13 protein-coding genes are annotated in these 13,122 nt (G+C 62.6%); all 13 read left to right on the forward strand.

The window, feature by feature from the left end:
• Nucleotides 1-160 precede the first annotated feature (160 nt).
• The 13 genes from AC1DQK_RS08395 (at nucleotide 161) to AC1DQK_RS08455 (ending at nucleotide 13,092) form a co-directional block, all read left to right on the forward strand.
• A complete protein-coding gene (locus AC1DQK_RS08395) occupies nucleotides 161-970 on the forward strand; it encodes an enoyl-CoA hydratase/isomerase family protein (protein WP_477869360.1) in 810 nt (269 codons plus the stop codon).
• Nucleotides 971-1,004: 34 nt separating this feature from the next.
• Nucleotides 1,005-1,757, forward strand: a complete 753-nt coding sequence (locus tag AC1DQK_RS08400; protein WP_477869361.1) for an SDR family NAD(P)-dependent oxidoreductase — start codon at nucleotides 1,005-1,007, stop codon at nucleotides 1,755-1,757.
• Between the two features lie 189 nt (nucleotides 1,758-1,946).
• Complete coding sequence (locus AC1DQK_RS08405; RefSeq protein WP_477869363.1) at nucleotides 1,947-2,831, forward strand: IclR family transcriptional regulator; 885 nt, start codon at nucleotides 1,947-1,949, stop codon at nucleotides 2,829-2,831.
• Between the two features lie 370 nt (nucleotides 2,832-3,201).
• Entirely contained in the window at nucleotides 3,202-3,975 is a 774-nt protein-coding gene (locus AC1DQK_RS08410; RefSeq protein WP_477869365.1) for an SDR family NAD(P)-dependent oxidoreductase, read from the forward strand.
• A gap of 20 nt (nucleotides 3,976-3,995) precedes the next feature.
• Complete coding sequence (locus tag AC1DQK_RS08415; protein WP_477869367.1) at nucleotides 3,996-4,397, forward strand: Zn-ribbon domain-containing OB-fold protein; 402 nt, start codon at nucleotides 3,996-3,998, stop codon at nucleotides 4,395-4,397.
• A gap of 2 nt (nucleotides 4,398-4,399) precedes the next feature.
• Nucleotides 4,400-5,545 (forward strand): acetyl-CoA acetyltransferase, encoded by a 1,146-nt coding sequence (locus tag AC1DQK_RS08420; RefSeq protein ID WP_477869369.1) that lies wholly within the window; start codon nucleotides 4,400-4,402, stop codon nucleotides 5,543-5,545.
• Nucleotides 5,546-5,670: 125 nt separating this feature from the next.
• Nucleotides 5,671-6,879 carry a CaiB/BaiF CoA transferase family protein gene (locus tag AC1DQK_RS08425; protein WP_477869371.1) on the forward strand — a complete coding sequence of 403 codons (1,209 nt, stop codon included), beginning with the start codon at nucleotides 5,671-5,673 and terminating at the stop codon, nucleotides 6,877-6,879.
• Nucleotides 6,876-8,018: an acyl-CoA dehydrogenase family protein gene (locus AC1DQK_RS08430; protein WP_477869373.1), complete on the forward strand. Its 1,143-nt coding sequence runs from the start codon at nucleotides 6,876-6,878 to the stop codon at nucleotides 8,016-8,018. The genes AC1DQK_RS08425 and AC1DQK_RS08430 overlap by 4 nt, the downstream gene beginning before the upstream one ends.
• Nucleotides 8,019-8,020: 2 nt before the next feature.
• Nucleotides 8,021-8,962 carry an acyl-CoA dehydrogenase family protein gene (locus AC1DQK_RS08435; protein WP_477869375.1) on the forward strand — a complete coding sequence of 314 codons (942 nt, stop codon included), beginning with the start codon at nucleotides 8,021-8,023 and terminating at the stop codon, nucleotides 8,960-8,962.
• 73 nt (nucleotides 8,963-9,035) lie between these two features.
• A complete protein-coding gene (locus AC1DQK_RS08440; RefSeq protein ID WP_477869377.1) occupies nucleotides 9,036-9,908 on the forward strand; it encodes a MaoC/PaaZ C-terminal domain-containing protein in 873 nt (290 codons plus the stop codon).
• A gap of 2 nt (nucleotides 9,909-9,910) precedes the next feature.
• Nucleotides 9,911-11,113, forward strand: a complete 1,203-nt coding sequence (locus tag AC1DQK_RS08445; protein ID WP_477869379.1) for an acyl-CoA dehydrogenase family protein — start codon at nucleotides 9,911-9,913, stop codon at nucleotides 11,111-11,113.
• Complete coding sequence (locus AC1DQK_RS08450) at nucleotides 11,110-12,231, forward strand: acyl-CoA dehydrogenase family protein (RefSeq protein ID WP_477869381.1); 1,122 nt, start codon at nucleotides 11,110-11,112, stop codon at nucleotides 12,229-12,231. Before AC1DQK_RS08445 ends, AC1DQK_RS08450 begins: the two co-directional genes overlap by 4 nt.
• A gap of 90 nt (nucleotides 12,232-12,321) precedes the next feature.
• Nucleotides 12,322-13,092: an SDR family NAD(P)-dependent oxidoreductase gene (locus AC1DQK_RS08455; RefSeq protein ID WP_477869383.1), complete on the forward strand. Its 771-nt coding sequence runs from the start codon at nucleotides 12,322-12,324 to the stop codon at nucleotides 13,090-13,092.
• Nucleotides 13,093-13,122: the final 30 nt, after the last annotated feature.

Raw genomic sequence — 13,122 nt, forward strand, 5'->3', positions numbered from 1 at the left:
CACGTACGCGGTATATCCAGTCGTTCGGGATTTAAGAATGGTAACGCGCGGGCGTCGGTGTTTATCAAGCCCGCAAGCCCTATGCCGCGCCCCGTTGGCAGATGCCGCGCCGGCATGGGATTGCGTTGCCCTGAAACATGGGAGCCATCTTGGAGGAACGATGACCGCCTTTCTCGACAACTACGAAAAGCTCCTGTTCGATTTCCCTGCGCCGCGCGTGCTGCGGATCACCATGGGCGATCCCGAAAAGCTGACCCCGGTTTGCGCCAAGATGCATGCCGAACTCGTCACCATCTGGCGCGATATCGACGACAGCGAGCAAATATCGGCCGTAATCCTGAGCGGCGGCAAGAAGGCGTTCTCGGCTGGCGGCGACTTCGCCATCGTCGAGCGCTGCATGACCGACTATCACTTCCGGAACCAGGTCTGGAAGGAAACCCGCAACCTCGTTTACAACATCATCAACTGCTCCAAGCCGATCATCAGCGCGATGCGGGGGCCGGCTGTCGGCGCCGGGCTGGTCTGCGGCCTGCTCTCGGACATTTCGATCGCGTCGAAGACTGCGCGAATCATTGATGGACACACCCGGCTCGGCGTCGCCGCCGGCGACCACTCGGTGATCATCTGGCCACTGCTCTGTGGCATGGCCAAGGCCAAATACTACCTGCTGACCTGTGATTCGATCTCTGGCGAGGAAGCGGAGCGTATCGGCCTGGTCTCGCTTACGGTGGACGACGAGGAGCTCGACGCCAAGGCGCTGGAAGTGGCCACGCGCCTTTCGAACGGAGCGCCGAGCGCGATCCGTTGGACCAAGAACTCGCTCAACAACTGGTTCCGCATGGCGGGGCCGGCGTTCGATGCATCCGTGGCCTACGAGATGCTCGGGCTGACCGGGCCTGAGGTCCAGGAGGGCGTCGCCTCGCATCGTGAAAAGCGGGCACCGGTCTTCGACCAGACCTGCAAGATTTAGCGAACTGAAGCTCACAAAGGGAAGGTGTCCAACTATGACGGGCAGATTTGAAGGAAAGTCGATGGTCGTGACCGGTGCTGCTTCGGGCATTGGCAAGGCAATCGCGGTCATGGCGGGCGCGCAAGGTGCGAACGTGGTCATCGCCGACATGAACGACGAGGGCGGTCAAGCTACCGTCAACGAAATCGTGGGCGCCGGCGGCAAGGCGGAATTCCACAAGGTGAACCTGACCGATCGCGACAGCATCAACGCCTTCGCGGCCAGCGTCCTGGCTAGCGTTGGCACAGTCGATATCCTGATCAACGGCGCTGGCTGGGACCTGATGGAGCGTTTCCTCGACAGCCAACCGGAAACCTGGGATACGGTCATCGCCATCAACTACACCGGCCCGGTTCATCTCTGCCACCACTTCGCCCCCGGCATGGTGGAGAAGGGCAAGGGCAAGATCGTCAGCATCGCGAGTGAGGCTGGACGCATTGGCAGCCCGAGCGAAGCAGTCTATTCGGGTGCCAAGGGCGGCATCATCTCTTTCACCAAGACGCTGGCCCGTGAACTCGCGCGCTACGGCGTCAACGTGAACTGCGTTTCGCCCGGCCCGACCCGGACGGCGCTCTATTATGCGCAATCCGAATCGGTGCAGCAGAACCTGACCAAGGTCATCCCGATGCGCCGTGTCGGCGAGCCCGAGGAAGTCGCCATGGCGGTCCTGTTCTTCGCCAGCGGGGAATCCGACTACATCACCGGCCAGACGCTTAGCGTGAGCGGTGGCATGGCGATGGTCAACTAGCCCGATTCGAAAACGGATCATGGGAAAGGCCGAGCCCGTGCCGGGCGGGTTCGGCTTCTTCGTGCTCGGCCTTCTAGTACGAGTGCTTTACTGACTATCGCATATGTGTTACCCCATCCAAGGATGATCGTCGAGCCCAGGCCGCGGTATGCGGCAGGTTAACGACGGCTCACGCATGGTGGGAGATGGATGTTGGGACTCGAACTCGCTGTCGGCCGCGAAACGGATGAAGTCACCCCATTCGGGCAGGACGGCGGCGCAGTTTCGTCACATGATGGCGCCGGAAGACCTGCCAAATGGGAGCCGCTGCCTGACAGTGTCGTAAAATCCACTGGCCGCACCATGCAGATTCTCGAGTTCTTCGATCATCACCAGGCCCCGGCAAACATCGCGCAGGTTGCCCGCGCGCTCGACTATCCGCAATCGAGCACATCGGAGATCATGCGCAGCCTGAACGTGCTTGGCTACCTGTCGTATAACAATGCCGATCGCACATTCGCTCCAACCAGCCGGGTACGGTTGCTTGGTTCGTGGGTGATGGGCCAATTGCACGGCGAGGACCGGCTGTCTTCGCTAGTTCGCAAGGTCAATGCGATTTCAGGACAGACCGCGTACCTTGCAATCCGCAATAAGCTTGAATCTCAATATATCCAGGTAGCCCAAGCGACAACGTCGCTTCGGCTGCATCTTACCCCTGGGCAGCGACGCCCGCTGCTGAGGTCCACGAGCGGACGTGCCTTGTTGAGGGACGTGTGCGATTCTGAGATCAGCAAACTGGTTCGGCGGGTGAATGCAGAAAAGGCGCCTGATGAAAGCCTTATCCATCTCGACCAGCTGCTGGAAGATGTCAGCTTCGTCAGACAGAATGGCTATCTGTACGTCGCCAAGAGCGAAATAAGCCCCGGCGCTGCGGTTATCGCCGTAGTCCTTCCGCACGAAATGTTCCCGGTTCCCACGGTCATCGGCGTGGGCGGCGCGGCCGAGATCATTGCGCCGCAAAAGGACTCGCTCGTCAAATTCGTGACCGACCTCATTCGGGATCACCTGCTCGAGAGCGCCCGGGAATCGGGATGAGGGTAGTGGACTTTTCGAGGCTTCGCAGGACGCGCGAGGAACGCGACGAGTGCTGAGATCGAATTGCGTGCGAGCGAGGGACGGATCTCTCAGCGGCGGAGTACGCCCGCGCCGGCATTCATCTGCGTGACGCATATGTGGTAATCCGCGCATGCCATGCGCAAAGGGCTGTCACGCGATCGGCGGGCCGCTAATCTCGAACACTCGAAGGGCGGGGAGCGGAATGAACCTCAGGCCGGGCAAGTGATGACTTGCTGGCAGTTCGCACCCCATCCATGGAAATCGTAGTCAAGTATTTTGCGAAAAAGACGGGTCTTTCGCAAAGCATTTGGCGGTAGTTCTACGGCGTTGAATTCTCGGGAGCCAGCGAATGCACAATCCGATGACACTGGAGAACAAGACCATCGTCGTCACCGGCGCGGGCCAGGGGATCGGTCGTGCCATTGCCAATTCCATTCTTGGGCTGGGCGGGCGGGTCGTTGCCATGGATCGCAACGCGGACGCGCTGGCCCAGTTCAGCAACGAGGCTGCGACCGAGCGGCTCATCACTGCAGCGGGTGATGTGACTGACGGTGACTTCGTGAATGCAACAGTCGACAAGGCTGCCGATTGGGGCGGAAGCATCGAGGGGCTCGTCAACAATGCCGGCATTTCCCGTGCAGCGATGATCCACAAGATGGACATGGACACCTGGGAAGCCGTGATCGACGTCAACCTGACTGCGCCCTTCCGGTTGCTTCAGGCGGTGGGCCGGAAAATGCTCGCCCAGGCGGCTGCGGGGGAAAAGGCCCCTGGCTCCATCGTCAACATCTCGTCGGATGCAGGTCGCCGCGGAACCGTCGGCCAGATCAACTATGGTGCCGCAAAGTCGGGGATCACCGGTCTGACCATGTCGGCCGCGCGCGAGTGGGCAAGCAAGGGAATCCGGGTCAACGCAGTCGCGTTCGGGGTGGTCGAGACGCCGATGACCGAGACCGTTCGCGGCGAAAAATTTCGTGACACCTACCTCGCCCAGATCCCGATGGGCCGCTGGGGCTCGCCTGAAGAGGTGGCAACTCCGGTGTGCTTCCTGCTTTCGGACGCAGCCTCCTATATCACGGGACAGACCCTCTCGGTGAATGGCGGCTTCCACATCAGCACCTGAACCAGGCGAGAACCCTGTCCATGACAACCATTGACGCAATCCTACCCGACCAGGAATTCCTCGCCTTCCTGGCACAGGGAAAGTTCATGCTCCAGCAGAGCAGATCGAGCGGCAAGCCGTTCTTCTACCCGCGCGTCGCAGAGCCGGGCACGGGCAATACCGACCTTGAGTGGATCGAGGCTTCGGGCGGGGGAGCTGTGTATGCCGCCACGATCGTTCGCGTGCGACCGCCGAATGCCGATTATGGCGTGGTGATCGTCGAGCTGGACGAAGGCCCGCGGATGCTGAGCCGAGTCGAAGGGGTCGAACCGGCCGATGTCTTCATCGGCATGCGGTTGCAGGCGAAGATCGTACCGTTCGAAGACCAGCACGCCGTCGTGTTTGTCCCAGCCGCCGGCGGCAAGCCGGGGAAAGCTTCCTGACCATGACGATTGATCGTCGCACGCCAGCCGCCATTGTCGGCGCCGCCACCTTCGGAATTGGCGAGGCCTCCGGCTTCACTTCGATGGACCTCGCCGCGCGCGCTGCCCTCGCGGCGCTTGATGAAGCCGGCATCGGCCTCTCGGAGGTCGACGGTCTCTTCATCGGTCAGCCGAGCGATTTTCTCAGCGGTCTGACCTTTGCCGAATATCTGGGCATCCGGCCAAAGCTGACAAATAATAACCGCACCGGGGGATCGGCCTTCCTCACGCACATGAACGTCGCCGCGCTTGCGCTTGCTGCAGGCGAGATCGACGTGGCGCTGATAGCCTATGGCAGCAATCAGCGCACAGGTACTGGCGGGCTGGTCAGCGCGGCGGCGCCGAACATCTACGAAAAGCCCTACAGCCTGCGCCTGCCTGTGGGGGGCTATGCGCTTGCCGCAGGCCGCCACATGCATGAATTCGGGACGACGCGCGACCATCTGTACGCGGTGGTGAAATCAGCTCGCGATTGGGCAATGTTGAATCCGGAAGCCTTCTTGCGCAAACCTGTCACCCAAGAAGACTATTTCAATGCGCGGATGGTTTCCGATCCCCTTTCGGTGCTGGATTGCTGCCTGGTCACCGACGGCGCCGCCGCGGTGGTCATGGTCCGCAAGGACCGGGTCGAAAATCGCAAGGCGGCCTACCTGCTGGGCCTGGGCGAGGCGACTGACCACTACCAGATCGCGCAGATGCCCGATCTGACGACCTCTGCCGCAAAATTCAGCGGCCAGCGTGCTTTCGAGCAGGCGGGCATCACTCCCGAAGACGTCGACGTCGTCCAATTGTACGATGCGTTTTCGATCAACACGATCATGTTCCTTGAAGACCTTGGCTTCTGCAAGAAGGGGGAGGGCGGGGACTTTGTCGCCTCCGGAGTAATCGGTCCCGGCGGCAGCCTTCCGGTAAATACCAACGGCGGCGGTCTGGCCTGCGTTCACCCTGGCATGTACGGACTCTTTACCGTTGTCGAAGCCTATCGGCAACTGACCGGATCGGCTGGCGAGCGGCAGGTAAACGGCGCTGAAATCGCTGTGGCGCACGGCAATGGCGGCTTCCTCTCCAGTCAGGTGACAGCCGTGCTGGGCAGCACCGCAACCCGGTGAAGCCTTGCAATAACGGATTTGTAGTAACTGCCACCGGTAGCCCAATTCGCGTTTCCTGCTGAAGTCACTGCACCTACACAGCCATGCAATCCTTCTCATAAACGGAGGGGACAAGGAGCATACTGATGTCGGTACTGTCTGGTATCAAAGTTCTGGACATGACTCGGGTTGTCGCGGGGCCGACGGCGACGCAGTGCCTCGGAGACTTCGGTGCTGATGTCATCAAGGTCGAGCGCCCCGGCGAGGGTGACGATGTCCGTCACGTCGGCCCGCCCTGGCTGATCGACTTTAACGGCAAGGAAACGCGGGAATCGACATATTTCCAGGCGGCGAACCGCAACAAGCGGTCGATCGCGGTTAACTTCCAGACCGAGGAAGGCGCCGCTTTGCTTCGCGAACTTGCGGGAAAAGCCGACATCTTCGTGGAGAATTTTCGGCCCAATACGCTGGCGAAATACGGCCTCGATTACCAGTCGTTGAAACAGTCGAATCCTGGATTGATCTATTGCTCGGTCAGCGGCTTCGGCCAGACCGGACCCTATTCAACACGCAGCGGATACGACTTCCTCATGCAGGCTATGTCGGGACTGATGAGCGTGACCGGGGAACCTGACGGCCCGCCGATGCGGGTGGGCGTTCCGATCGCCGATATCCTCGCGGGCAAGGACGCAGTGATCGGTATCCTGCTGGCTTTGCGCCACCGCGACCAGACGGGGCAAGGGCAGTACATCGACATCTCGCTGTTCGAGTCCCAGGTGGCAGCAATGGCGAACACCTTCACCGCCTGGTTCAACGGCCGATTCGAGATGCCGCGTACTGCCAACGATCACCCGAGCGCCTCGCCCTACGGGGTCTATCGGACGGCGGACGGTTATCTGCTCATCGCCACCTTCAACAACCGCGAGTTCGCTCGACTGGCAACGGCAGTGGGCCGGCCCGACTGGATGGAAAACCCCGACTACAATAGCATGGGTGCGCGGGTCGCGCATCGCAGCGAGCTTGCCTCGGCGCTGACTGAAATCCTGGTCCAGAACAGCCGAGAGTACTGGATCAACCTGCTCAACCCCGCCGGGGTTTCCTGTGGTCCCATCAATCGGATGGCCGATCTTGAACGGGATCCGCATTTCATCGCGCGCGGAATCGAGGTGAAGCTGCCGCATGCGCTGTCAGGCGAGATCGCGGTCGCTGCCAGCCCCATCAGATGTTCGGAATCGCCTGCGGAATATCGGTTGGGGCCACCGGTCATCGGCCAGCACACAGCAGAAGTCCTGAACGAAGTGCTTGGGATGGACGAGAGTGCGGTCAAGCAGCTCGCCGAGAAGGGCGTGCTATGAGCGTGACCGAGGGCGTTGCAATGCTTCCGCCTGCGGCGTTGAAGCTTCGCCAGGAGGTGAGGGAATTCCTGGCCGGCTATGCGCAGGACTGGACGACCTTCGACCGGGCTCATTCGTGGGCGGGTGTCGATCGGGAATTCAGCCGGGCGGTCGGCAAGCGCGGCTGGATCGGAATGACCTGGCCCGTGCCGTGGGGTGCCGGCCGAAGTGCGTTCGAGCGCTTCGTCCTGCAGGAAGAAATGCTTGCGGCGGGCGCACCGGTAGGGCTCCATTGGATCGCCGATCGCCAAAGCGGCCCGCTCATTCTGAAAGTCGGCACGCCCGAGCAGCAGCAGCGTTATCTGCCCGGCATCGCCAGCGGCGACATCTCGTTCTGCATCGGCATGAGCGAACCCAACGCCGGTTCGGACCTGGCCTCGCTCGAATCCCGCGCAGATCGTGACACCGGAGGCTGGCGTCTGAACGGCACCAAGTTGTGGACCACCAACGCTCAGTATTGCCAGGTAATGATCGGCCTGTTCCGCACGCAGGGTCCGGCGCGTGAAATGCGCCAGGGCGGGTTGACCCAGTTCCTGATCGAACTGGACTGCCCCGGCATCGAGGTGAGGCCAATCGCCGATCTCAACGGCGAATCGCACTTCAACGAAGTCGTGTTCAACGACGTCTTTGTGCCCGACGAGCGCGTGCTCGGCACCGTGGGGCAGGGCTGGGCGCAGGTGACGTCGGAGCTGGCGCTCGAGCGCAGCGGATCGGAGCGGTTCCTCAGCGCATTCCCGCTGGTCGCGGCAGCGGCTGCGAAGTTCGCGGAGATACCGGAGGCCAGAGTGGAAAGCGCGGATCTGGCGACGCTGGGCGCGCTGATCGCGGAAACGGCGGTGCTGCGCTCTTTGTCGTTGATGGTTGCGGGCAAGCTCGAGCGCAACGAGGATACGTCCTATCTTGCGGTCATCACCAAGGATCTCGGCGCCGAGCTCGAGCAGCGCACGGCGCCTGCGGTGAGGAGCCTGTTTGACATGCCGGCAGCGGACTTGCGGAAGGCTATCGAACATACCATCCGGGCAGCTCCGACCTTCTCGCTGCGCGGGGGCGCGCGCGAGATCCTGCGCGGCATCACTGCCCGCTCTTTGGGAGTGCGGTGACCATGTCGGTTTCCGATATCCTCCTCGAGCAGGTCGTCCGCCTCCATGCCGATGGGCAGAACCGGCGGCGCGATGAAACCGAGGAATGCGATCCGGTGCTGTGGGCCAAGGCCGAGGAACTGGGCCTGCCACTGGCGATGTGCCCGGAAGCCGTTGGCGGCTTCGAACTGAAATGGTCCGAGCTATTCGACGTGCTCGCTCATTCGGCGTCATGCGGTGAACCTGCCCCGCTGGGCGATACGCTGGTTGCCAATGCCCTGCTCTGCGCGGCAGGCCAGGCACCTGCCCAGGGACCGGTGTTCCTGAGCTTGCCTTCGGGATTTGCGGGAGGCGAGCCAGGGCTCAACCTTCCGGCCGATGCCCGTGTCCTCACCGCCAGCGGCGCGGCGATTGCCCTAGCTTCCCCGGCTGGCAACGCTGACCGTGCAATCGCCGGGAGGCCGCCGCAAGAGGATCAGCTGATCCTTGCCGGAGCCTTGCTGCGCGTTGTGCAGATCGCAGGAGCGTTGCAGGGCGCGCTCGATCTTTCGGTCCGCTACGCACAGGAGCGCAGCCAGTTCGGCCGGCCGCTTGCGAAGTTCCAGGCGGTGCAGCACATGCTGGCCCAACTTGCCAGTGAAGCGGTGGCGACTGCGGCTGCAGCGCGGATGGCCTGCGCCAGGATGGACGACGGGGATGGCTCGTTGGCTGTCGCCATCGCCAAGTTGCGGGCGGGCCGTGCGGTGGAGAAGGGCGCGATGTTGGCGCATCAGATCCACGGGGCGATCGGGGTAACCCTGGAATACCCGCTGGCCCGCCTCAGCCGCAACATGTGGCGTTGGAGCGAGGATTTCGGCGGCCAACGCCACTGGGCAGTGGCTGTCGGTCGCGTTGGACTGGAACTAGGCGCCTGGGAAACGGTCATCGCCGCCAGCGACCCGATAGGAGCTAGTGACAATGGGTGATGGCCCGCTTCATCGCGAGATTGGCGCGGCGTCAGGGCAGCGCATACCAGAATTCTGCAAGCGGTGAGATGTCATGAAGGATTATGATGCATTGATGGGCATGGCGCCGGTGGTGATGGAGCAATCCTACACCAGCCTGGACAGCTGCCTTTATGCACTGAGCGTGGGCTGCGGCATGGATCTGGCCGATGACTGGATGCGGCGCTATCTGGGGCCGCTGCCGCCTGCGCTGACCTTGCCCGCCCTCGCGACGGTGCTGGCAGCGCCCCGTCTCCATGCCCTGGGGCTGGGCCTGACACTGTCCGGCCTCTTGCACGGCAGCCAGGGCCTCGTGGTCCATGCACCGCTGCCGACGGAAGGCAAGGTGCGCAGTCAATCGAGGGTGGAGAGCATTTTCGACAGAGGGGAGGGGCGTGGCTGCCTGCTCAACATGGCCCGCGAACTCCATGACGCGGAGTCGGGGACGCACTACGCCTCGCTGTCGATGACTGTCATTTGCCGGTTGGACCAGGTTGTGGGCGCGCCGCCGGCCGAAAAGCCCGCGGCCAACCCGATTCCCGACCGCGCGCCCGACCTCGTCGTCGAAGTGCCGACTTCGCCGCAGGCAGCTCAGCTGTTCGCACTTACGGGTGACCAGAACCCACTGCACATGCTTCCTGAAGTCGCGACCAAGGCAGGCTTTCCGGCGCCGATCCTGCACGGCATGGCCACTTACGGCATTTGCGCCGCCTTTGCCGAGAAGGCGCTATGCGAGGCACCGGGGACTTCCGCCACCCGCAGGCTCGGGGCAATTTCCGGCAGGTTTAGCGCGCCGGTCTTCCCCGGCGAGATCTTGGAACTGGCGCTTTGGAACGAGGCATCGGGCGCGCGCATCGAAGCCCGCATCCCTGCCCGTGGCGTGCTAGTCTTTGCCGAAGGCCAGATAGCGATCGAGAAGGCGTTCTAAGTATGGACCTGAACCTCTCTCCTGCTGACATCGCGTTCCGCGACATGATCCGCGCTGAAATCCCGCCGATGGTGCCCGATGACATCAAGGAGCGCGTTGAGAACCTCCAACACCTGAGGAAAGAGGACTATCTGCGCTGGCAGGCGCTGCTTGACGAGCGCGGTTGGGCCACACCCGCCTGGCCAGCCGAGTTCGGCGGCCCCGGCTGGTCCCCGATGCAGCGCGTCCTATTCGAGGAAGCGTGCTTCATGGCCGGCGCGCCGCGCCAGATTCCGCATATCAACATGATCGGCCCGGTCCTCCAGACCTTCGGTACCGACGAGCAGAAGCGCCGCTACCTCCCCGGCATTCCTACCCTGCGCGACTGGTGGTGCCAGGGCTATTCCGAGCCGGGGTCCGGGTCCGACCTGGCTTCGCTGCGCACCAAGGCGGTGCGCGATGGAGACCGGTACATCATCAACGGGCAGAAGATCTGGACGACCTGGGCGCATTGGTCGAATTACATGTTCTGCCTAGTGCGCACCTCCGACAGCGGTCGCCCGCAGGAAGGGATTACCTTCCTGCTCCTTGAGATGGACACTCCGGGCATCACTGTCCGCCCGATCCATTCGCTCGACGGTGCGCACGACGTCAACGAGGTGTTCCTTGAGGATGTAGCGGTTCCGATCGAGAACGTCGTGCTTGGCGAGAACCAGGGCTGGACCGTCGCCAAGTTTCTGCTGAATGCCGAGCGCACGGAAATCGCGGGACTCGGCCAGTCAAAGCGGCTTCTCCAGTTCGCGCAGCGGCTGGCCGAGCGTCTCTCCGAAAGCGGCGTTTCGTCAGCTCGGCTCGACGCATTTCGCTCGCAGATCGCCCGTATCAAGATCGATCTCAGGGCGCACGAGTGGACGCTCATGCGGGTGATTGCAGCCGCGCCTGATGACCCCAATGCACCTTCCGCATCCATCCTCAAGCTCTGCGGCACGGACCTGCTGGAGCGCCTATCCACGCTGCTCATGGACATGGGTGGGCCAGTCGGCCTCACGTACGATGAGGAGGCGCGGAATGGCCGCGCTGAGGGCACGCCGCCCTACGGCCACATGCTGAACGGTACCAGCGCCACCTATCTTGAATTTCGCAAATCGGGGCTGGTCGGCGGCACCACGGAAATCCAGAAAAATCTGATCTATCGCGAATCTGTCAGCCGGTGGGGTGCACAATGAAATTCGACCTCTCCGAGGATCAGCGCGCACTCGTCGAGACGGTAGAGAAATTCGCGCGGAGCGCCGCCGCCAGGCGACTGGTCACCAAACCGGCTGAGGTCGCCACGACGGCCGTTATCGCACGTTGGGAGCAGATGGCGGAGCTTGGCCTTGCTGGCCTCGTCATTGCTGAGGCCAGCGGTGGCATCGAGCTAGGCGCGGTCGAGGCGATGCTGGTCAGCGAGGCGCTCGGCCACTCACTGGCGCAGGAACCTTTCGTGACGGCTGCCGTGGTGGCACCGATGCTGCTGCGGCTTAGCGCCTCCGATGCCTTGAGAGCAAAGTATCTTCCGGCAATGGGTGATGGAAGCGTAAGGATCGCGCTCGCATGCGACGAGTCCGTGCATGACTTCAACCTGGAGTCGGTCGAGACCCGCGTCGAGGATCGGAACGGTCTGTTGGTGGCGACGGGCGCCAAGGAGATTGTTGTCGACGGTGCGATGGCAACGCACTTTGCCGTGACTGCCCGGTCGGACAAGGATGGTCTGAACGTTTATTTGGTGTCTGCCGATCAACCCGGCGTGACAGTGGCTCCTCTGCGCAGCCTGGATGGTGGTTGGCTGGCGCGGGTCGTGCTGGAAGGGGCCGCGGTTGAAGGGCCGCTATTCGCATCGCCGTCGGGACTTGCGAGCCTCGAATCCGCGGTGGACCACGGCACGGTCGCGATCTGCGGCGAGGCGCTGGGCTTGATGGACCGTATGTTGGCGCTGACTGCCGGCTACCTCCAGACCCGCCACCAGTTCGGCAAGGCGATTGGCACGTTCCAGTCGCTTCAGCACCGCTTCGCTGAAATGGTGACTGCCACCGAGCAGGCACGCTCGGGGACGCTAATGGCTGCTGCGGCCTTGGCGAATGACGATCCGGACGCGCGCAAGGCCGATGTTTCGGCTGCAAAGGCGCTCGTCTGCCGGCATGGGCGAGCCGTGCTTGAGGGCGCTATCCAGCTGCACGGCGGCATCGGTATCACCGACGAATATGAGCTGAGCCGCTACGTGCGCCGGATGATCGAAATCGAAAAGACGTGGGGAGACGAGCTCTATCACGAAGCCAGGTTCGCGAGGCTGACGGGATCTCGCTGACGACCCGTCCTTCCGAGCGGCGAACGCGTCAGGGCCTGATCGGCACCGGCAAAGTGGCCATGTAGCCGCGATAGCAAGAAAGTGGGATGGATGATCAGTCTCGAAGGCAAGACCGCGATAATCACCGGAGCCGCGCGCGGCCAGGGCGCTGCCACCGCCACCTTGTTTGCCGCTTCAGGCGCGCGCGTATTCCTGACCGATGTCCTCACCGAGGAAGGCGAGGGAATTGCGGCCGGAATCGGCAAGGCTGCCACCTTCCGACGGCTTGACGTAGCCAGCCAGCAGAACTGGGCAGATCTGGTCAGTGAAGTGGAGCAGATTGCGGGCAAGGTCGACATCCTCGTCAATAACGCCGCGCTTGCAGATTCTACGCCATTTCTCGAACTTTCACCCAACAGGGTGGACCAGGTGATGACGGTCAACCTGAAAGGTTGCATCCTGGGAATGCAGGCAGTCCTCCCGGGGATGATCGACCGCGGCAGCGGCTCAATCATCAACATCTCATCGATCAACGGTCTGCGCGGAACGGGCGGGACCGCTGCCTACGATGCCACCAAATGGGGTGTGCGCGGGCTCTCGAAGTCTGTCGCGCTGGAATTTGCCGACCGCGGGATCAGGGTAAATTCCGTCCATCCCGGCGCGATCGATACGCCGATGCTCAACCCCGGTGGGGGCGACATGTCGGGCCTCGCCAAGAGCTTCAGGGTACCAATGGGGAGAGTCGGGGAGCCGACCGAGGTTGCCTATGCTTCCCTCTTCCTCGCCAGCGACGCCGCATCCTACATTTCAGGAGCCGAACTCGCCGTCGACGGGGCGTGGTCTGCCGGCGTTGTTTTGGGAAGGATCGCCGATCACCGCTGAAATCGGCGAAACCGCACCGCTGGTCACGCT

Source organism: Rhizorhabdus sp. P4_G5 (genome assembly GCF_056401065.1).

Coding starts and splice junctions, on each gene's coding strand:
- AC1DQK_RS08395 (WP_477869360.1), top strand. CDS start 161: ATGACCGCCTTTCTCGACAACTACGAAAAGCTCCTGTTCGATTTCCCT.
- AC1DQK_RS08400 (WP_477869361.1), top strand. CDS start 1,005: ATGACGGGCAGATTTGAAGGAAAGTCGATGGTCGTGACCGGTGCTGCT.
- AC1DQK_RS08405 (WP_477869363.1), top strand. CDS start 1,947: ATGTTGGGACTCGAACTCGCTGTCGGCCGCGAAACGGATGAAGTCACC.
- AC1DQK_RS08410 (WP_477869365.1), top strand. CDS start 3,202: ATGCACAATCCGATGACACTGGAGAACAAGACCATCGTCGTCACCGGC.
- AC1DQK_RS08415 (WP_477869367.1), top strand. CDS start 3,996: ATGACAACCATTGACGCAATCCTACCCGACCAGGAATTCCTCGCCTTC.
- AC1DQK_RS08420 (WP_477869369.1), top strand. CDS start 4,400: ATGACGATTGATCGTCGCACGCCAGCCGCCATTGTCGGCGCCGCCACC.
- AC1DQK_RS08425 (WP_477869371.1), top strand. CDS start 5,671: ATGTCGGTACTGTCTGGTATCAAAGTTCTGGACATGACTCGGGTTGTC.
- AC1DQK_RS08430 (WP_477869373.1), top strand. CDS start 6,876: ATGAGCGTGACCGAGGGCGTTGCAATGCTTCCGCCTGCGGCGTTGAAG.
- AC1DQK_RS08435 (WP_477869375.1), top strand. CDS start 8,021: ATGTCGGTTTCCGATATCCTCCTCGAGCAGGTCGTCCGCCTCCATGCC.
- AC1DQK_RS08440 (WP_477869377.1), top strand. CDS start 9,036: ATGAAGGATTATGATGCATTGATGGGCATGGCGCCGGTGGTGATGGAG.
- AC1DQK_RS08445 (WP_477869379.1), top strand. CDS start 9,911: ATGGACCTGAACCTCTCTCCTGCTGACATCGCGTTCCGCGACATGATC.
- AC1DQK_RS08450 (WP_477869381.1), top strand. CDS start 11,110: ATGAAATTCGACCTCTCCGAGGATCAGCGCGCACTCGTCGAGACGGTA.
- AC1DQK_RS08455 (WP_477869383.1), top strand. CDS start 12,322: ATGATCAGTCTCGAAGGCAAGACCGCGATAATCACCGGAGCCGCGCGC.